Source organism: Gammaproteobacteria bacterium, from assembly GCA_016765075.1.
GTDB lineage: Bacteria > Pseudomonadota > Gammaproteobacteria.
This window is the reverse complement of the sequence record JAESQP010000037.1, coordinates 1-20643: the sequence shown is the minus strand read 5'-3', so window position 1 is coordinate 20643 and position 20643 is coordinate 1. Positions and strand designations below refer to the sequence as shown.

The following is a 20643-nucleotide window of genomic DNA, read 5'->3' as shown; positions in this document are numbered from 1 at the left end:
CACTATTACGTGCGATTTGCGCCTCGCCTAAAGCGCCTGCTATTAGCGAATCCGAATATTTTGATCATAAGATAATCGTCCATGACACATCAGAGGTTACTTAAGAAATTAGACGCTCGTACAAAACCAAGGAGGACGGTAAGGATGCCGTAATGGCAACTGGAATGTTGCAATGGCGATTTGGATGACGCCATATTTGGTGCTAGCAACCGTAAGTTATAGTGACACGGATGTCACTATAACTTCCTTAGGGTGCCTCTATAACTTCCTGGTGTTATACCCCAAGTCACTGGCCAAACCAGTATTATCTGCATGAGTAATTACTGCAGTTACTGATTTTTCCGGATCGAGATACGTCTGGGCAACACGTTTAAGATCACTCAATGTCACATCAAGTATGCGTGCGCGCGTCTGCTGCCTGAATGCCGCATCACGATCAAATAATTCAGCATGAAAGGTGCTCTTGGCCTCACCTGCAGGCGAACCTGGCTTATCAATCGAACCAATAACGCCTAATATAGCTTCTTCTAACTGGCGCTCATCATGATTATTTTGCAATACCCAATCAATAGCTTTGTCAAAATCATCCAGTGTTTCAACTAAACGTGGATCACGATAGGAATAAAAACGAAACGTCGCCGAATCCGGATCGTAAGATGCACCACCACCATAGGCACCCCCTTGTTCACGCACTGCGGTATGTAAATAGCCATTACGCATAAAACCAGACAATACGGATAAGGCCGCTGCATCATCATGCGCAATCGCAACAGCCTGATACGCACGGGCGCAAAAATTAACCTGTGTATTGGTCAGCCAAAATTCGCCGCGTGTTTCTAACGATGTCTTTTCTGGCAATGCAACAGCAAGCACTGAGTGTGCTGCTTGGCGGGCATTAGCAACACCCTGCCACTGTGATGACAAAGCATCTAATAACACATCTCGTTGCTCTGCTTCACCGACAAGCAGAAACTGTCTAGGTGATGCGGCAATCTTTTGGTGCAGTGTAGTAAGCTGTTCTGACAAGGTATTCAGCGCCTTATTGTCATTCAAGCTATCATCAAGGGCTTTCAAATTACTTAAACCAACCAGACCTCGCATCGTGTGTTGTAAGTTAGCGATGGGGCTAAAGGCTGCACTGGCCGCCGTCATGGCAAGGCTGTGACCACTACCAACAACTCCTTGTTCGCGCCGCAGTCGCATTTGACTCATCAATTCACGAATGCGTGATGTTTCATCAAAACGCGCTGCAAGAAAACTTTGTTTTAATAATTGCGTCAGTTCTGCATGATGACGTACCAAGGCTTTACCCGACATAACCAGATAACCTTTGGTATTGGCCGCATCATCCGTTGCACCACGAATTGTGCTGTAAGCACTGACACCACCACTGACTTTTGATTGCCATATTTGCGCCGCCAGATAATCCAATTCGCCACAACCCAGCTCTGGCAATAACGCGCTGTAATAAGGCAATATTGCCAGCTCTTCTGTGCTTAAATCAGGCAGTGCCGTGACAATTTCCTGATAGACAATGCCATTTGTGCCCTGGCTATAATAACGTAGCGCCGCACTATCAATTTTTAGTTGTTCGCCTTGAGGAATATGAATACTGGCAGGCACATCTTCGATACCGACCTTAGGCAAAATACCCGGATCATCTTCTTGCGATTGACGTTGAGCCAACTTGGCCGCCATATCAATCACATTGCTTTGCTGCGTTGCAGTCAATGCTTGCTTAACTTTTTCTAGTTTCTGTTCTTGCGCCTGATCGCGACGTTGAATTAATTGCGCATCAGGCTTTAAGGTTAAACGAACCCGATGGGCATTATTCAATAAATGATCGTCAATCAAGCGACTAACAAAATCAGGCGCCTTAATTTCTTCACGCAATTTTTCAAGCGCGGGATCGAGATTCAGCATCGCCACCGGGTCGCCGCCATGCACCGCACTAGACAGACCTTCCAACATTAACTGCAAACCATAAGGGAAACCGTCGCCACCGACCTCGCGCTGCCCCAGTTCTAACTGATGCAACACCGCTTCGATACGGTCCTGCTCTATGCCCTTGTCAGCGACTTCTTTCAATACCGACAGTACAAGATCTTCTACCGCTTGCGCACTTTCAGGCTTAGCACCTTCCACACCGCAGACAAACGCCATCTCGCGGTTAGAGTCTTCCAAACCACACAGTGGTGATGGCGAGCCAGCCAAATCTGTCGTCTCCAACGCACGACGTAAGGGTGAGGCACTATCATCAAGCAATAAGCTGCTCAACAAGTTGGCACGCAATACGTCTTCCAGCTTAGTACTGTTACCCAGCAACCACGCCAACACAATATGTGTGCGATCACCTTCGGCTTCATCTGCTGACAGCGGATAGGACTCTTCGACAACAATGGGGGAGAAATAACGCTTTTCATCAGCAACGCTAATATTATGATCAAGATGCTCAAAACGTGACAACACGCGATCTTGAAATATCACTTGGTGCTGCGATGCAGGAATATCACCATACGTCATAAAGACCGCATTACTCGGATGGTAATGACTTTGATAAAATGACTTGAGATCGCTGTAACTCAAATCGGTAATATGCTCGGGGTCGCCACCACTGTTGTAATGATACGTCGTGCTTGGGTATAAATATTTAGTTAGGGTATGCCACAAGGTGCTGGTTACTGAACTCATCGCCCCCTTCATTTCGTTAAAAACAACACCCTTGTAAACCAATTTTGACGATGCATCATCAGCTGATTCAAATTCAACACGATGGCCTTCTTGCAAAAAATCCAGCTCGTGCAAACGCGAAAAAAAGACCGAATCGAGATAGACATCCAGCAAATTAAAAAAATCTTTACGGTTTTGGCTGGCAAAGGGGTAGGCAGTCCAATCGCTACTGGTAAAAGCATTCATAAAGGTATTCAGCGAACGCCGTATCATCATAAAAAACGGATCACGTACCGGGTAACGCTCGCTACCACAGAGCACGGTGTGCTCCAACATATGCGCCACACCGGTGGAATCCATCGGCACCGTACGTAGTGCTACCAGAAACACATTCTCAGGGCTATCACTGGCAATATGGTAATGCAGCGCACCCGTGACACTATGTCGGTACTCTTCTACGGTGACATTGAGTGATTCAATATCCTCACTGCGCAACCATTCGAAACCTAAATCGATTGCCTGTCTATCAGCCACTGTGGTCGACATACCTACCCCTTAACATTTGGTATTAATTTAAGGAGCCTCTGATTAATTCTGGGTGAATTAATCAGAGGCTCCTTAAAGCCCTTGCATAACAATTGAGCACTATCCCATAAACCTTAACTATATATGGCCATAGACTGAAAAAATCTAGTAAGAAAATGCTTATTTGCACACAATATGCAGTCTACAGTACATACACGACATAGCCATAATACGAGATCTACTCATCACTTTTCTCTGCTCAAGAATAATCAGCAAGGATTCAGGAAGGCTGCCTATAATCTTAGTTGCAATGCATTGCATAACAGTAAGCTCGATGGTGCAACGGATACAAACGCTTTACGTTTGCCCTTAGCACTTTTGAGGTTAATATTTTATTAATCAGATAAGGAGTTTGATATGCAAAATCGTATTTCAACATTATTAGGTGCAAGCTGCCTACTTTTTTCCGCTGCCGCATTATCGGCAGGCGTTTCTTTCTCAGAGCTAGACGTCAATGCTGATGGCGCTATTGATCAAGGTGAAGCAGCTAAATCAGCTGTTCTAGCACCGTTGTTTTCTGGCGCAGACAGTAATTCAGATGGCCGCCTTGATCAAGATGAGTTTTCAACTCTAGCTAACTCCTCACAAGACTCTCCTCAAGAATCCAACACCGAGGAAGCTGAATAAGAGTGTTATCTTCAGACAAAAAGTTAGTCTAAAATTGCAGCAAGCCCAGTTTACACTGGGTTTGCTCGCTTATTGAGTGATTACCTGGATAAATTCAAGGCCATTACCATCGGGGTCACGGCAAAACAGTGCATTACGCCCCGAGCGACTGCGTGTATAGGAGATATCAGCGTACTCAAGCTGCTCGGCCAATGCATCAATGTTTTCCAACTGAAATGCAATATGGCGATCACGACCGACATGGGCAGGACGTCCCGCTACTGGATCAACATTATCGACGGCTAATAAATGAATTTGTTGCTGACCAACGCATAGCCAGGCACCAGGATAGCCCAAATCCGGTCGCGCTGGATCAACCATCAAGCCCAATATATTGCAGTAAAACGCCAAAGAGGCTTCGATATCCGCAACAACAACACTGCCATGATGAATACTCGTCAGACTAAAACGCATATTCAATGTCTAGGAGCCTGTCGGACTTAGGATGAATCTACTGCGTTGAGCCATTTTGGCCCCTTTTTCCGATCCTTTTCGTTAAATATGCTCAACTACGCCTCCAATGATCAAAAAAATGAACTCAAAATGGCTTTCTCTCGCTACGATCACCTAAGTCCGACAGGCTCCTAGCCTGCTGAAACATGCGTTGCTTATGTCGAAACAGGGTTGAGATATCCTCATCGGCAAAGCCTTCATCAATCAGTCTTTGATAAAGAATTAAACTCATCTCAATAATAGGTAAATGCACACCGTGCTCGGCCACCATTGCCTGGCAAATCTGCAAATCTTTATGATGCAAACCGAGCTTAAACCCCGGCGCAAACTCACCTTGGGTCATGCTGGCGCCGCGATGATGCAAAAACCAATTAGCCGAAGCACCCGCACCAATCACCTCTATCACCTTGTCAATCGGTAATCCCTCTGCCTCAGCAAAGGCCAAGGCCTCAGTCACCGCCTGATTTATCCCTGCGGCCATAATCTGGTTCACCGCCTTGGTCGCCTGGCCAGTACCGACACCACCCATGTGCACAATGGTTTTGCTTATCGCTGCAAGCACTGGCCGAACACGCTCAAGCACTGCACTGTCGCCACCCACCATCATTGCCAGCGTGCCATTTTTAGCGCCCTCAACACCACCACTAACGGGGGCATCAAGAAAATGAGCCTCGTACTTTGCTAACTGGCAGGAGACGTGTTTAGCCGTAGTATGACTTACCGTCGAGGTATCTACCACCACGCTATCAGGCTTTATATCTGTTTTAATTTGCGCGACCACTTGCAACACATCTTCATCGCGCGAGACGCAAACAATTATCGTATCGCAGGTCGCCACAAGCTCAGCAATGCTATTCGCCACAGCAACGCTACAGGCTTTTGTAAAGTCAGCACTACGTTGCTGATTTCGGTTATAGACCATCGACAACAGCCCGGCACGATGTAGGTTAGCGGCCATACCACTGCCCATCGCACCCAAACCTATTATCCCAACACGCATTGATCGTTCCACTCCAAATTTGACGCTATCCACTTAGCCATACCACACTCTTTGCTCATTGACCCATGCGCGCAGATTACCATAGCTAAGCCCACACCAAACATGTCCAAACACTGTTGACGCCCGAGCATAAAACCACCTTAAAACTACCCAAATATAGCCATTGACAGATGATTTTAACCGTTTATCGCCAAATCTCGGCCACCTGTCCAGAATGACTAAACCTATCCTACTATCCGCCGATGACAGCAACATGGACAAAAAACATATAGTAGGCCAACACGGTTTTACGCTGATCGAGTTAATAGTCACCATGGCTATCGCCGCCATCCTGGTGACCGCTGCGATACCCAGCTTTAGCGAAATTATTCAAAACAATCGTATCAGCGCAGAAACTAACCAGTTTATCGCCAGCCTGCAACTGGCGCGAAGCACAGCCGTCAAACAACAACGTAATGCTCAAATATGTGTCAGCACCGACCAGATGACTTGCACTGGCACCACCAACTGGGCATCAGGGTGGATAGTTTGGGTTGATCAGGATAGCGACAGTACATTGGATGCCGGGGAAATTGTCAGAGTGCAAGCGCCTTTAAACACTGCCTCCATACTGACAAGTACCACACAAAGCACATTTCGCTATTCAGCCACGGGTCTCGTAGACAATGGCGACACTTTGACATTTTGCGATAACCGCACCGGCGAAACAGGCAGACAAATCACTATTACTGCAACCGGAAGCGTTAGTGTTGCTGATACGCCAATGCCATGCTCCTAACATTTATTAGCCTAATTTATTACAAGCGAACTTACAGACAACATCACTATGAATAATATCACCAACAAAAATCAGCTCAGCGGGTTCTCACTCATCGAAGTGCTGGTAGCCCTTGTTATACTTTCCGTCGGCTTGCTGGGTTTAGCAGGCTTACAAGCCGCTAGCCTGAGAGCCAACCAAACCTCTTTGCAGAGTAGCCAGGCCGCTATACTGGCCTATGATATGGCTGATCGAGTTCGCGCCAACATCACCAACGCCACCACTAACTATCATCTTCCAGCCGCTACGCCAACGGCCAGTTGCCTCACCACAGCGGGATGCACCGCAGCACAACTGGCACAAAATGATATGTCCCAATGGAACGCAAGCCTCACTCAAGCCCTGCCCGGAGGGCAGGGAGTCATCTGTGTTGACAGCACACCTAACGATGGCGACAGTGCCACCGATCATGATTGTGATGGTGATGCGTCGGCAAATTTATTCGCAGTAAAGTTGTGGTGGGATGATGATCGCAACGCAGCCACTCCAAACCAACTGTTCTTTACGAGCTTTAGGCCTTGAAAAATATGTCTCTCTTAAAAATAAATCAAAGAGGCTTGTCATTGATCGAGCTAATGGTCGCCATCACTATTGGCTTGTTATTGCTCGCCGGTGTCATACAAGTCTTTGCCTCAACCAAGCAAACCTATCGTGTTCACGAAGGCCTGTCGCGGGTACAGGAAAGTGGTCGCTTCGCCATGGAGTTTCTCACCAGAGATCTGCGTATGGCCGGGTTTTTCGGCTGCACACGTAGCACTAACAGCCTGACTAACCACCTCAATTTCGACTTCGATAGCAACGGAGATGGCACTGACGATAGCTACAGTGAAGCGCTCTTTTTCAATAATGGTGGTATTGAGGGAACGGATGATGATGTCGGCAGCATTAATAACTCTGACCGAATCGTTATACGCAGCGTGTTTGGTGCAGGACTGAGTGTTGCATCACCATTCGGCCCGACATCAAGCGCCAACATCAAAACTTCCACCAGCAACGGCTTGTCACAAGGCGACATCGTTATCGTCAGCGACTGTCAACAAGCTGATATGTTTCAAATTACCAATGCCAACCCTAGCACCAGCGGCACGCTAGTCCACAATACCGGCACGGGTACACCGGGTAATGCTACCCAGCCTTTATCGAAAATATATATAGATGACGCTCAAATATATCGCACTCAAACGCTGGTCTACACCATTGCAAATGGTACCGATGGTCAACCGGCATTATTTCGCAATGGTGCCGAACTGGTGAGTGGCATTAATAGCATGCAAGTGCTCTATGGCGAAGACACGGACGCATCCGGCACAGCAAACTATTACGTTATCGCAAACAATGTTGATATGGAAAATGTCGTCAGTGTACAAATATCACTGTTAGTACAAAGCGACAGCGACAACATCGCAACATCGGTTCAGTCCTACACCTTTAATGGCGCCACATCAACCACTACCGATAATCGACTTTACCAGGTGTTTACCAGCACCATAACTCTCAGAAACCGCGTAATCTAAAAGAGAACACAGCATGAAATATAAAGCCATCAATCAACCCATTCGTCAACACGGGCATTTGTCACCGCGAAGACAAAAAGGTGCCGTATTAGTTGTCAGCTTATTAATGCTATTGGTGCTAACGCTGCTTGGCATCAGCTCGATGAACCATTCTTCGCTTGAAGAAAAAATGGCACATGCCACCCTTGACAGAAATGTTGCCTTGCAATCGGCAGAGGCCGCGTTACGCGAGGCTGAAAACTGGCTGGAAAGCATTGTTGCAACAGCAGCGCTAACGGGAAACAACGGGCTTTATGGTCTGAATGCCACCGCGCCTGACTACAGCGCCGCAATCACCTGGGACGACACAACAACGAATCACGTCGTTGCGACGGCGCCCGAGGGTAGTAATAGCGCGCAATATTTTATTAAAGAAATCGGCTCCATCTCAAGCGGAGGAGGGGCGCTGAATTTGCCTAATAACACATCTGGGGATGTCACCACGTTTCGCATCACAGCGCGTGGCGCAGGGGGAGCAGCAGGCGGAGCAGAAGTATTGCTGCGCAGTCATTACGGAAGAATCTTCTAATGATTTTATCCCATATAACCCTGATATCAAGCAACCCTATAACGGTAACCACAATGAATACAGCAATGAGTACGCCAGTGAATACAATGGCTCATAAAATCGCCTATAAAATCAAGGTGTTCTTTTCAGCATCCACCCTTGCCATGCTAACGCTGTACGCCCCAATAAATTATGCCGGCCCGGGCAACCTGGCCGATACCCCGCTATTCCTTGCGAATTCCGTGCAGCCTAACATCGCCTTTATGATCGATGACTCGGGCAGTATGGGTGCAGAAAACCTGCTCAATGCGGGTACGTTTTCTCCAGGCTCCACCATAGGGGATGACGTTAACGTTGCAGGTGTTAGTCTGCCTCGCGAGAATCTTGATATAACACCTGACACTCCAATTGAACGGCTTATGGTCTGTCGTGGGTTTAATATTCAGGCCTACGACCACACTGTGCAATATACGCCTTGGTCCGGAACAGACTCTAACGGCGAAGCCTACAGCAATTTGACACTGACCACTGCCCGCTTCAATCCCTATAACCCCGAGAACAGGAACATCACAAATCACGTCTATTTCGAGTGGAATGATATCGATGAGGATCGCGCATACGATGGCCCCGGCGGGGGTCCAAATACTGGGGCAGCTGAATGTGGTGATATATTTGCCGAGTCTAATACAGGGGGGGTCGCCGTCAATAATACTAATGTCCTCAGCCCAGCCGAGCAGCAAAACTATGCCAACTGGTGGTCGTATTATCGTAAACGCGAATACATCGTCAAACGCGCCTTGTCACAGATCATTGTTGAATCCAGCGCGAGAATGGGGCTGGGCGTCATAAATGATGATGGTAGTAGCAGTGATCCCGGCGGTGTCCAGGATTCCGACAGTGCTCAAGTACTGGATATCAATAATATCAGTCTGCCTGTGAATCCGACGGCGCAAACCAATAAAAACAACCTGCTCACCAACCTGTTTACCATTGGCTCTGCTGGTGCCACACCGTTAAGAACCGGGCTTGAGAGAGTGGGTGATTATTTTGAGGGCAATAATAGTAACTGGGGCAACTCACCTATACTTAACGCCGCACAAGGCGGTGAGTGCCAGCATAATTTTGGCATTATCATGTCAGATGGTTTTTGGAGCGGTGGCAGTCCCTCGGTTGGCAATACCGATGCTGACAGTAGCAACGGTTTTGACGGCGGCTCCTATGCCGATGCTAATGACGACATTGCTAACACACTGGCCGATGTCGCCATGCATTTCTATGAACGTGACCTCAATAGCAGCCTTGCCAACAACGTACCACGCGCACCGCTCGACCCTAACCCTACCGGCTTGCCTGACAACACCATGCATCAGCATATGAAAACCTTCACCGTTGCCTTTGGTCTGAATGGAACTTTAAGTGGTAACCCGCCAAACGGAACCGGCTGGCCCACGCCTATCGAAAATCAGTTGACAACGGTTGATGATATGCGTCATGCCGCCTGGAACGGTCGTGGCGAATTTTTAAATGCCGGAAACCCGCAACAGCTTATCAACGGCCTAAATTCCGTGATCGGTTCGATTTCCGCCATTACTGGCTCAGCGGCTGCTGTGACATTTAATACCAGCTCGTTGAGTACAAATTCAGAGATTTATCTGGCACTGTTCAACAGTGACAGTTGGAGTGGTGACTTGCTCTCGTTTGCTCTGGATCCAGTGAGTGGCGATATCAGTAACACCCCCACTTGGTCTGCTAGCACGGTATTGACTGATCGCATTCTTTCCAATGCCCCTCGCACTATACTCACGTACAGCGCCACGACAAACGACGGTATACCGTTTCAGTGGGCGAACTTAGACATTGCTCAGAAAAACGATCTGCGCACGAACGCCGACGGTAGTCCACCCAATGACGCCACGGCGCGCGCACGTCTGGAATATCTGCGCGGTGACCGCAGTTGCGAAGCCAACAGCACAGGTAACGCATGCAGCGTCACTGAGGGAGGCGATGACTATGATGACAAAAACCTGCGTGATCGCAACAGCCGACTCGGTGACATTGTCCATTCAGGCCCCGTTTTTGTCGGTGCACCCAACTTTAACTGGCCCGACACCCTGCATCAATCTTTTGGCACCACACCCTATAGCAATTTCAGGGTAGCAGAAGCCAACCGCAGCGGTATTGTCTACGTTGGCAGCAACGACGGTATGTTGCATGGCTTTGCCGAAAACAGCGGTGAAGAACTGCTGGCCTATGTGCCAGGGTTTCTCTCCTCCACCGCAGTGGATGAAGGGCTTCACTATCTAACCTATCAACAATATGCGCATCAATACTATGTTGATTTAACCCCGTCCATTGCGGATGTTTATATTGAAAGTTATGTGGGAGACGATGCTGGCTGGAAAACCATACTGGTCGGCGGTGCACGCAGTGGTGGCCGAGGAATCTTCGCCCTGGACATTACCGAGCCCACGTTTAGCGAGACAACCCCTGCACCAGCCAACACAGTGCTGTGGGAATTCAGTAGCGCTGACGATCCCGATTTAGGCTTCACCTTCAGCCAACCTTCTATCGTGCCACTTGATAATGGTCAGTGGGCAGCGATATTCGGTAACGGCTACAACGATAGTGGCAGCGGCCAGGCAGCGTTGTTTATTGTCTTCCTCGAAGGTGGTATAGACGGTGCCTGGACTATCAACAGCGATTACATCAAAATCTCTACCGGTGTTGGCTCCACCATTGACCGTAATGGTCTTGCCAGCCCAGCCGTCATCGACAGCGATGGTAACGGCACAGCCGATCGTGTTTACGCTGGTGATCTGGAAGGTAATATGTGGGCATTTGATATATCCGGTTCAAACACAAACCTGTGGGGCGTTGCTTACGAACAGGGTGGTACACCCAAGGAATTGTTTAGCGCCCCTGACAACTCACCCATTACCACGGCTCCTGTCATCGTTCGCAACCCGGATATCCCTACCTCGGGCCGCGAACCCAATACTCTCGTACTGTTCGGCACCGGCCAGTACCTCACCACCGCTGATATCACCACCACTGCGCCACTACAAGCATTCTATGGCGTATGGGACAACGGTAGTGATCAGCAACTGATGCAAAATGACCTGGTTGAACAAATCATTGACACCGACACCACTCTCGATGGTACTCCTGCCAGAACCTTGACCAGCAATCCCGTCAGCTATGCCGATGATGATAACGGTGAGCATGATAACGGCTGGTTTATGACTTTGCCGGTGGCTGGCGAACGTTCTGTCACTAACGCCATTGTCAGGGGCGAAAGAGTGATATTTGTCACCACTATCCCGGATGGCGACCCCTGTGGCAGTGGTGGTAACAGCTTTCTTATGGTCGCCGACTTCAATGACGGCAGCAGCCCCGATGAAGCAGCATTTGATATCAACGGCGATGGTGTCATTGACAGCGGCGATGAAATCAATGGTAACGGCGCAGCCGGTACCGCTATATCCGGAATTGGCACCTCGCCAGCGTCACAGGCCAATCTGGTCGCCATTGCAACGACAGATACTAGCGGTAGCGGAACAAGCCCCAACGATATTATTGATAGTTTTGAATTTGAAGACTTGGGCGGCTTGAATGCCGGACGGCTTTCCTGGGAAGAACTGGCGCGTTAGTACTAACTAATATTGGATAATATTATGATAAAGAAAATTAACCTACTTGTCGCAAGCCTACTAATGGTAATAGCAAACCTTTCCATGGCAGGAACACTGCCAAGCCACTATGCGGAAAATGAGTTTTCCGGTATTGGCACTATCGACAACATTAACTCTGACGCAGGCACAATTGTTATTGGAGACAGATTTTTCTTACTAGACGAAGCAGTCATCGTGCGTTCTTTGCGCAAGCAATCCGTTTCAAACCGAAAGCTAAAACTCGGCACAGAAGCCGCCTACAAGCTCGCTTCCGAAAATGGTAATCATCAGATCATCATTGAAAGCGGCAGCCATCAGCTCATCAGCCAAAGTGGCAGCCATCAGCTAATTACCGAGATCTGGCTACTGCCAAAAGGCTATATAGGAAAAAATCGCCGGAGAAGCCAAAATGATGATTAAGATGATTAACCCGGGCAAAAAAACAATGCGTCGCCAAAGTGGTTTTACTTTAATTGAATTGATGATTGTTGTAGTCATTGTGGCAATACTCGCCAGTGTCGCCATCCCGGCTTATTTTGACCAGGTGACACGCTCGAAGAGGACAGATGCGACTATCTCGCTAACCAGCACCGCGCAACAACTCGAGCGATGCTTTACCACTACCAACACGTATGTTGGCTGTCTTGGCCCAGCACCTGTTTCTTTGGCTTCGCCAGAAGGTGAGTACACCATCACAGCCACACTCAACGCCACGAATTATACACTCACTGCGACCGCCATTGCCGCACAGGCAAGTGATGATGATTGCGACACGTTTACGCTTGACCAAACAGGGTTACGAGGCGCCACAGGCAATGACGCCGCCAACTGCTGGTAACCACAGCACATAAGGCACCAGGCTGGCAGCGTAATATCGCTGCTACCAGCCTAACTATATGTTATATGGAGACGACTCGCCCTCGTTACGCCGCCGGAACAACATTCGTCGCCTGCAAACCTTTGGGGCCTTTTTGCACTTCGAAGTCGACGGTTTGACCTTCGTTTAAGGTCTTGAAGCCGGTGCCTTCGATCGCGGTGTGATGTACAAAGACATCTTCACTGCCGTCGCTGGGTGAGATAAAACCATAACCTTTTGAATTATTGAACCACTTTACAATACCGTTTGTCATCGCCATAGTCCTACTGTCTAATTATTATTACAGCTGCTCTGATTATTTTGTACGGCCATTTTGTATGGCTTTAGTAACAGAGCCTCTCCTCGCTGGTGCAAGCTTATAGGGCGCTTGCATCCTTTTTGAGTATATTACTGAAAACCTTGGCTCGCCAAGACGAAACAGAAGGCTGGCATGGCCAACAAAAGAGAGTGTCGTTTTTCTGGCGCATTAACCACCATCATCACAGACAAAATTACCTTAAATATCAATACGCCAGAACAGCTACAGGGCTTCTAACTGTTCCCAGCGCACATAGGCGTTATTTAGTTTGGACTCGATGTCTTTAAGTTGTTTTGTGATATTGCGCGCCTTATCTGATTGATCTGATTGGTTTGCGTGACTATCCGGGCTCGATAACTCGGTATAGAGAGCGTCCTGATCTGCTTCAAGACTGGCGATAGTCTCTGGCAAGGTGTCAAGTTCGCGCTGGTCTTTATAGCTCAGCTTCACTTTTACCCCTTGCCCTCCTTGCTTTGTGAATACTTGTTTAGCAGTGATAGTGTTTTTAACGACTTTTTTTTGGCCCTCTTTAAACGCTGATTTTTTTGGGCGTTGACGCAACCAGTCGTCATAGCCGCCCACATATTCGAGCACGTGTCCATCGCCTTCCAGTACCAATGAACTTGTCACAACATTGTTTAACAGTGCTCTGTCATGACTAACCAAAAAAAGCGTTCCCTGGTATTGCAATAACAACTCTTCCAACAACTCCAATGTTTCAATATCGAGATCATTGGTCGGTTCATCGAGAATTAATACATTGGCAGGCTGACTAAATAAGCGCGCCAATAACAAACGTGCGCGCTCACCACCTGATAATAAGCCTGCTCGTGCCCGCGCTTGCTTGGGGTCGAATAAGAACTCTTGCAAATAGCCAATGATGTGCTGCGATTTGCCATCGATTTCGATAAACTCTCGGCCCAGTGAGACATTATCAACCAGACTTTTGTCATCATCGATTTCACTGCGCTGCTGATCAAGATAGGCGACTTCGATTTTTGTGCCTAGCTTGACCTGGCCAGAGTCAGGCGTAAGGTCTCCCAGTAACAGTCGTAACAAGGTGGTCTTACCGATACCGTTCGGGCCAATCAAACCAATTTTATCGCCACGCATAATCGAGGTAGAAAAATCACTGACAATTGGTTTGTTGTCATAACTAAAATTAATATTTTCTACTTCAGCAACCAGTTTGCCGGATTTCTTGCCTGCATCTAGCTTAAGCGTGGCACTGGCCTGCTTGTTGCGCCGCTCGCTGCGATCTTCACGTAATGCTTTTAAAGCTTTGACACGGCCTTCGTTGCGTGTACGACGTGCTTGCACGCCCTGACGAATCCAGCGCTCTTCTTGCGCGAGTTTTTTATCAAACAAGGCATTATGCCGTTGCTCTTCTTCCTCTCTTTGCTCGCGCAAGGTGAGGTAATTCTTATACGTCACGTCGTACTGATGCATTTGACCACGGTCTAGCTCGACAATACGGTTGGCCAGACGTGATATAAACTCACGGTCATGCGAGACAAACAATAAGGCGCCTTGACGTGAAGCAAGATAGTTTTCAAGCCACAGCACAGAGTCTAAATCAAGATGGTTAGTTGGCTCATCGAGCAGCAATATATCTGGCTCAGTAGCGACAACACTGGCCAATAATGCGCGGCGCTGACGACCACCAGACAAAGCCGAAAATTGCATCTCGGGTTCGAGCTGAAACTGTGATATCACTTTGTCGATACGCGCAGCTACCGTCCAGGTATCGACTTCACTCATCGCCGCATGATGCGCATGATCGTCATCGGCGGCATGGTGGCTCTGTACTAACAAGCGCCCTGCTTCACCAAATGACAGCGCTATCAGTTCATAAACTGTTTTAGGTGTCTCATTCGGCACCGCTTGACTGAGGTAACCCAGCGTGACGCCTTGGTTGATTTTTCTTGTGCCAGAATCAAGCGCAAGCTGCCCAGCCAACACTTTCAATAAAGTGGATTTTCCGCAACCGTTACGACCCAATAAGGCGACGCGTTGACCTTTATTTAATTGAAAATCAATATTATCAAGTAAAGTTGGGCCACCAAGGTCTAATACGGCGTTATGTAAATTCAATAGCATAAGAAATAAAACAAGCAGTACAATTAAATACTATTAATAGCCAGGCGCTTATTTTGAATGGACAAGGCAAGCTCGCCTTTGATCATGCGCTGAATGTCATCACCAATCAATTGTGCCCGCCAACCATTTAAAACCAAACTGTCTTGGTCGCCACGCAAGGCCTGCTCTAAAGATTTACGTGAAGCCAATAGGTTGGCATTTATCTCATGCTCTTCTGCGCGTAGTTGTACCAAGGCCATTAATAAATCAACCAGAGCAGCATCGACAGGCGCTGCATTCATTTGCTTATCATTCACCGAAGCTGGCATTGGATCAGACTTGGCGACCTGCACTTCTTTTAACAATGCATCGTAATAACGTTCACCACTGCGTCCCTTTAAACTACGCACACGCGACAAACTGTCTCGGTCAGTCGGTAACACTGTTGCAATGTCGATTAATGCTTCATCACGCACAATCCAGTTACGTGGCTTGTTTGCACTGCGTGCTGTTTGCTCACGCCATGCGGCCAAGCGTTGTGCTGCACGCAAGCGAGTGCCTTTGAGTTTTTTAGTCGCTTTAATGCGGCGCCATGAATCTTCAATAGGTATAGCGTATTTTTCCATGCTGACCAATTGCTCAAAATCAGCGCTTAACCAATCGATTCGGCCACGCTCTGTTAAACCATCGCGCATTTTAGGATAAAGCTGCGCAAGGTAGCGCACATCACCTGCGGCGTAGTCAAGCTGTGCATAGCTCAAGGGGCGCTTGGACCAATCAGTACGCTGTTGCCCTTTAGCTAATTGCACACCAAGGGTTTGGTTAACCAATGTGGCGTAACCTACTTGCTCGGCAAAGCCCAATAATGGCGCAGCAAGTTGTGTATCGAAAACAGGCTGGGGAATACGTTGGCAGAGATGATAAAAAATCTCTAAATCCTGTGTCGCTGCATGGAACACTTTGACACAATCAGGGTTGAATAATAATTCAAGCACTGGCGCAAGATCATCAATTGCCAGCACATCGATACAGGCGCTTAGTGTTTGGTTGCCAATCTGTAACAGGCAAAACTCGGGATAATACGTGCTATCACGAACAAACTCGGTATCAACAGCAAGCCAGCTATCGTTACGCAACTGCTGACACAAATCGTTCAGCGCAGCGGTATTGTCAACAAACAGGAAATCAGGGGAATTATCAGAGTCTGGCATGGCGGCGCAGCATAGCGTGTTTTAGTGGGTTAGCATACCTTGATCCAACTTTATTCGTTTTCTGCGCCAAGCAGGATGCTTTCAATACAATAACCACTTTCGTTATAGACACCTGTCACGGTGACATTAATGGGATGACAACACACAGAGCAATCTTCAATATAACGACTATCGTTATTATCAGGGTCGATATACAAGGTAATGGTTTCGCCGCAGTAGGGACATTGATCTTGCCAATCGAGCCAACCCGTCATGATTTACCGGTTATTATGTATTGGTGAAACGTCAATCGGCTCTGGTCAATTATTCAGCAACACTGTTTTTTCGTGATTGCAGATAGGCATCACGAATCGTCGCGTAGGGATCAATAGAGTCGTCAGTTAAGGTTTCATAGGTATCATTATCCAGAGACAAATTATTAACGCTATCAAATACTTTAACTGCCAACGCATCCTGGTTGTTAAAAATGCGATAGACAGGATCAACCGCTGCATCACCTAATAGACCGATGCCATCTCTGGCACTGCTAGGACCTAATAATGGAATAACAATATATAGCCCATGACCAAGACCATAAGTGCCCAGGGTCTGGCCAAAGTCTTCCGAGTGTTTCTTGATATTGAAATGCTTGTCCGCCGGGTCGAACAAACCCACAATACCAATAGTCGTATTAACACCAAAGCGCGCCAGCTCGGTGCCTGCTTGTTTAAGTTTGAGCTGTAATAAGGCATTAATAACGCGCATCGGTGTCAATAAATTTGAAAAAAAGTTTGAACCTGACTTTCTAACCGGCTTTGGTACAACACGCAGACCTCTGGCAACTGGCTTAATCACATAACGATAAGCTTTATCGTTAAACCAAAAAATCCCGCGATTAACAGGTTCAAGTGGATCCCAGACTATTAACTCTTCAATATCGAACTCTGCCTCTTCTGCCAACACGGCTTCGTCAGAGAAATCATCGTCGGCGAATTCAGCATCATCAAATTCTGGCAACTCATCGGCATACAATGAAAATGGCAGCACAAAGCTTAACAGCACTAATGCCGTATAAATAAACCGAAAAAAGGAGGTGCTTGCTAGCGTCATCTTAACTGTTCTCTTGTTTTCTGGGCGCATCATTATTTTTTGGCTGCAAAATCATAAATCCCCTGTACGCAATCAAACATCACGCTTTTATATAGTTTGACTAGTGTAGTGTCCTGACCCGAATAAAAGTAGCTATTCGTCATTCCGGCAGTCTTTTAGCCGAAATAATGGACACTGGGTCTGCGTCAAGGTGGGTGAGTAGTTACGTTTTGACTATATTGGCATACAATATTCAAATAATCACTTGGGGTAACGTTTATGATCGAAGGTTCTGGCACAAACATCTGGCAAGTATTACTCTTTGGCGCCGCCGCATTATTAATAATCTTTATATTCAAGCCCGGTCTCAAAGCAACCTTTCAACAAAGCAGCGAGGCTGAAAACAAAGACTGGCTCGGCGTTCTCGTGCCAGTAGGCATAGTAGTTTTATTTGTATGGCTGTTAATTTCCCTAGTTTAACCAAGCTTTAGTCAAGCAAAATTGCACGCGATTGTATCCATGCAGGAGCTTGCTCATACCATGCCCAACCAGACAAGGAAAAAGCGGCCACTATCAATATTGAGACGATCAAGTAGCTTCTATACCGAGAAATTTCTGGCTTACTGGAAATAGCAAGCTGCTGTAATTTAGACCAAGCCTGCTTCACGGCCTCGTGTATTGGCTGCCGACTATCGGCTGCGTGCTCTTGGGGTGCAAATATTTTAGTTAGCTCATTACGCAAATAAACATTTTCTGGCTTGCCCCATGGAAACTCACTGTCATCAGAAAACACCAGGTAACCCTTGGCACAGCACTGGCCAAGCAGTTTATTGATCGCAATAGTCTGTGACTGTAATTCAACCAAAGGGTTAGCAAAACGAAAACTGCGTTGACGAACTGTTTGGGTCCATTGATCAACATTGGCATCGCCAAATATCTTGCCAGCGAAGGGTTTCTCGTTGAGAATCGCGATTTGATCCGACATTAATAACAAATGAGAGATATAAACGTCGCCGCCAAGACCGTCTGGCACAAAAATATCGTGCATGGTGTCATCGGCAATACGCTTAAATATTCTTAAACGCTTGCGCGTGCGTAAGGCATCAAGCAAACCCGGCAATAGAATGAGCAAGGCGAGCAATAGCAGCGTCAAAATTAGCAACGCAAACCAAAATGGCTCAAGCCAAAAGCGCTGAAAAAAAACCTGCAGTGGTAGAAAAAAATAATCCAATGACTTACCTAAAACAAAATTAAACTATACATATATTAGAGTGTGGCCACGCCTTCGCGGAGCCTGCTCCGTGCTTGACACGGGGGGCAGGCTTTTGGGGTGCTACGCGCCCTTTAGAATGAATTTTTTATCTTATACCCTATTTTGTTTTAGCCTGCGCTGCGGAATAATTCTTTTCAACATAATCACTAACAAGGCTCTGAAACTCGTTAGCAATGTGATCGCCTTTTAAGGTAATATGACGCTCACCGTCCACATACACAGGCGCCACAGGCCGTTCGCCCGTGCCAGGTAAACTGATACCAATATTGGCATGCTTGCTTTCACCAGGGCCATTTACTACACAGCCCATTACGGCAACTGTCATATCTTCAACACCAGGATATTGCTTACGCCAAACGGGCATTTGATGACGCAAATACGATTGAATATCTTGTGCTAACTGTTGAAAATATTCGCTAGTAGTGCGGCCACAACCTGGGCAGGCAATAACAGTGGGGGTAAATGCACGCAAACCTAGCGATTGCAAAATTTCCTGTGCAACTAACACTTCTTGCGTGCGATCACCACCGGGCTCGGGTGTTAACGAAATACGAATGGTGTCGCCTATACCTTCTTGCAATAGCACGCTGAGCGCGGCGGTCGAGGCGACAATACCTTTTGTACCCATACCCGCTTCGGTCAAACCTAGATGAAGCGGGTAATCACTGCAAGCAGCCAAATCACGATAAACTTTGATGAGATCTTGCACACCTGACATCTTGCACGACAGAATAATTTTGTCATGGCCAAGACCCAACTCTTCAGCCTTGGCAGCGCTGGACAAGGCCGATTCAATCAAAGCAGCATGAGTCACTTCATTAAGCGGTCTTGGTGTTTTGCTGGCGGCGTTATCGTCCAGCAGTCGTGCTAATAAGTCTTGATCGAGACTACCCCAGTTAACACCAATACGAATCGGTTTATCGTACTGACAGGCAAGTTCAATCATCTTGGCAAACTGTGGGTCACGGCGACTGCCTTTACCGACGTTACCAGGATTTATTCGATATTTGGCCAATGCCTCAGCGCAAGCTGGGTGTTTTTCAAGCAAGGTGTGGCCGTTGAAATGAAAATCACCCACTAACGGCACATCAACGCCCATAGCATCGAGACGATCTCGAATATAGGGAACTTGTCGTGCAGAGTCTTCGTTATTGACGGTAATGCGCACTAATTCTGAACCAGCCTTTGCCAACTCTGCAACTTGCTGCACAGTTGACTCAAGATCGGCAGTGTCTGTGTTAGTCATCGATTGCACAACGACCGGTGCGCCAGCACCAACGGTATATTTGCCTACTTTTACTGCCACTGTCGCTCGCGGCTGCACCCTAAGGGAATGCGATGGTATTTTCGAGGAAGCATCCCATGCTTTCCCGGAGCCTGCCCCGTGCTTGACACGGGGGTCAGGCCTCTTGGGGTGTATCACACTCTCTACCTTGCTCATGCTATTACTACTATCTCCCAGATTATTAGACACGAACCATTCGCCTTCGCATTGTAAACGATTAGCACTGTAACAGGACACAAAGGCGAGTAAAGAAGCACACAACATGAGTCATAAACACAAACGTTATCGAAATGAAAATTATTCTTATTTATCTTTAAAAAACAATAACTTAAGTTGACCAAAAAGCTGCCGAATGTTAGTCTTACGGTAATAGTAAATACGACTAAATTCTCACCGATCTGAACGTAAAAACAGGTGGTGATATCATTAAGGAGTTCATGCGATGAAAGGCGATGCAAAGGTTCTGGAGTTTTTAAATGGTGCATTAAAAAATGAACTGACGGTAATTAATCAATATTTTTTGCACGCCAGGATGTATGACAACTGGGGCTTTAAAAAACTCGGCAAAATGGAATTTAAAGAATCCATTGATGAGATGAAACATGCCGATCAGATCATCGAGCGTATTT

Annotated in this window: 20 protein-coding genes; 10 read left to right on the top strand and 10 right to left on the bottom strand. The window is 47.3% G+C overall.

What is annotated here, in order from left to right; all coding sequences use genetic code 11:
• Window positions 1-258 precede the first annotated feature (258 nt).
• A complete protein-coding gene (locus JKY90_02180; protein MBL4851078.1) occupies window positions 259-3216 on the bottom strand; it encodes an insulinase family protein in 2958 nt (985 codons plus the stop codon).
• A gap of 396 nt (window positions 3217-3612) precedes the next feature.
• Here JKY90_02180 and JKY90_02175 point away from each other — a divergent pair, with 396 nt between their 5' ends.
• Window positions 3613-3882: an EF-hand domain-containing protein gene (locus JKY90_02175; protein MBL4851077.1), complete on the top strand. Its 270-nt coding sequence runs from the start codon at window positions 3613-3615 to the stop codon at window positions 3880-3882.
• A 69-nt stretch (window positions 3883-3951) separates the two neighbouring features.
• On the opposite strand, the gene JKY90_02170 is transcribed toward JKY90_02175, so the two are convergent.
• Entirely contained in the window at window positions 3952-4335 is a 384-nt protein-coding gene (locus tag JKY90_02170) for a VOC family protein (GenBank protein MBL4851076.1), read from the bottom strand.
• Between the two features lie 124 nt (window positions 4336-4459).
• Window positions 4460-5374, bottom strand: a complete 915-nt coding sequence (locus JKY90_02165) for an NAD(P)-dependent oxidoreductase (GenBank protein MBL4851075.1) — start codon at window positions 5372-5374, stop codon at window positions 4460-4462.
• Window positions 5375-5588: 214 nt separating this feature from the next.
• On the opposite strand from JKY90_02165, the gene JKY90_02160 reads away from it, so the two are divergent.
• From JKY90_02160 to JKY90_02130, 7 genes are read left to right on the top strand one after another with little or no spacing between them, the layout of a single operon-like run.
• A complete protein-coding gene (locus JKY90_02160; GenBank protein ID MBL4851074.1) occupies window positions 5589-6152 on the top strand; it encodes a GspH/FimT family pseudopilin in 564 nt (187 codons plus the stop codon).
• Window positions 6153-6200: 48 nt separating this feature from the next.
• A complete protein-coding gene (gene pilV, locus JKY90_02155) occupies window positions 6201-6713 on the top strand; it encodes a type IV pilus modification protein PilV (GenBank protein ID MBL4851073.1) in 513 nt (170 codons plus the stop codon).
• Between the two features lie 5 nt (window positions 6714-6718).
• Complete coding sequence (locus JKY90_02150) at window positions 6719-7705, top strand: PilW family protein (GenBank protein ID MBL4851072.1); 987 nt, start codon at window positions 6719-6721, stop codon at window positions 7703-7705.
• Window positions 7706-7718: 13 nt separating this feature from the next.
• On the top strand, window positions 7719-8273 hold the full coding sequence (locus tag JKY90_02145) for a hypothetical protein (protein MBL4851071.1): 555 nt from the start codon (window positions 7719-7721) through the stop codon (window positions 8271-8273).
• A gap of 53 nt (window positions 8274-8326) precedes the next feature.
• Window positions 8327-11902, top strand: coding sequence for a hypothetical protein (locus JKY90_02140; protein ID MBL4851070.1), 3576 nt, complete (start codon window positions 8327-8329; stop codon window positions 11900-11902).
• Window positions 11903-11926: 24 nt separating this feature from the next.
• Window positions 11927-12343: a hypothetical protein gene (locus tag JKY90_02135; GenBank protein ID MBL4851069.1), complete on the top strand. Its 417-nt coding sequence runs from the start codon at window positions 11927-11929 to the stop codon at window positions 12341-12343.
• A 25-nt stretch (window positions 12344-12368) separates the two neighbouring features.
• Window positions 12369-12761 (top strand): type IV pilin protein, encoded by a 393-nt coding sequence (locus tag JKY90_02130; protein ID MBL4851068.1) that lies wholly within the window; start codon window positions 12369-12371, stop codon window positions 12759-12761.
• 85 nt (window positions 12762-12846) lie between these two features.
• On the opposite strand, the gene JKY90_02125 is transcribed toward JKY90_02130, so the two are convergent.
• From JKY90_02125 to JKY90_02105, 5 genes are all read right to left on the bottom strand, one after another.
• A complete protein-coding gene (locus tag JKY90_02125) occupies window positions 12847-13053 on the bottom strand; it encodes a cold-shock protein (GenBank protein MBL4851067.1) in 207 nt (68 codons plus the stop codon).
• A 267-nt stretch (window positions 13054-13320) separates the two neighbouring features.
• The gene (locus tag JKY90_02120; protein ID MBL4851066.1) at window positions 13321-15198 is read right to left on the bottom strand and encodes an ATP-binding cassette domain-containing protein; all 1878 of its coding nucleotides are present in this window, start codon (window positions 15196-15198) and stop codon (window positions 13321-13323) included.
• A 23-nt stretch (window positions 15199-15221) separates the two neighbouring features.
• Window positions 15222-16388, bottom strand: coding sequence for a ribonuclease D (gene rnd / locus JKY90_02115; GenBank protein ID MBL4851065.1), 1167 nt, complete (start codon window positions 16386-16388; stop codon window positions 15222-15224).
• A 50-nt stretch (window positions 16389-16438) separates the two neighbouring features.
• Window positions 16439-16642: a CPXCG motif-containing cysteine-rich protein gene (locus JKY90_02110; protein ID MBL4851064.1), complete on the bottom strand. Its 204-nt coding sequence runs from the start codon at window positions 16640-16642 to the stop codon at window positions 16439-16441.
• A gap of 49 nt (window positions 16643-16691) precedes the next feature.
• Complete coding sequence (locus JKY90_02105) at window positions 16692-17510, bottom strand: VacJ family lipoprotein (protein MBL4851063.1); 819 nt, start codon at window positions 17508-17510, stop codon at window positions 16692-16694.
• 225 nt (window positions 17511-17735) lie between these two features.
• On the opposite strand from JKY90_02105, the gene JKY90_02100 reads away from it, so the two are divergent.
• Complete coding sequence (locus JKY90_02100) at window positions 17736-17936, top strand: hypothetical protein (GenBank protein MBL4851062.1); 201 nt, start codon at window positions 17736-17738, stop codon at window positions 17934-17936.
• 7 nt (window positions 17937-17943) lie between these two features.
• On the opposite strand, the gene JKY90_02095 is transcribed toward JKY90_02100, so the two are convergent.
• Complete coding sequence (locus JKY90_02095; GenBank protein ID MBL4851061.1) at window positions 17944-18687, bottom strand: NERD domain-containing protein; 744 nt, start codon at window positions 18685-18687, stop codon at window positions 17944-17946.
• A 139-nt stretch (window positions 18688-18826) separates the two neighbouring features.
• Window positions 18827-20170 (bottom strand): flavodoxin-dependent (E)-4-hydroxy-3-methylbut-2-enyl-diphosphate synthase, encoded by a 1344-nt coding sequence (gene ispG, locus JKY90_02090; GenBank protein MBL4851060.1) that lies wholly within the window; start codon window positions 20168-20170, stop codon window positions 18827-18829.
• A gap of 286 nt (window positions 20171-20456) precedes the next feature.
• Here ispG and JKY90_02085 point away from each other — a divergent pair.
• Window positions 20457-20643 (top strand): bacterioferritin (locus tag JKY90_02085; GenBank protein MBL4851059.1); only part of this gene is annotated, 187 nt, incomplete at its 3' end.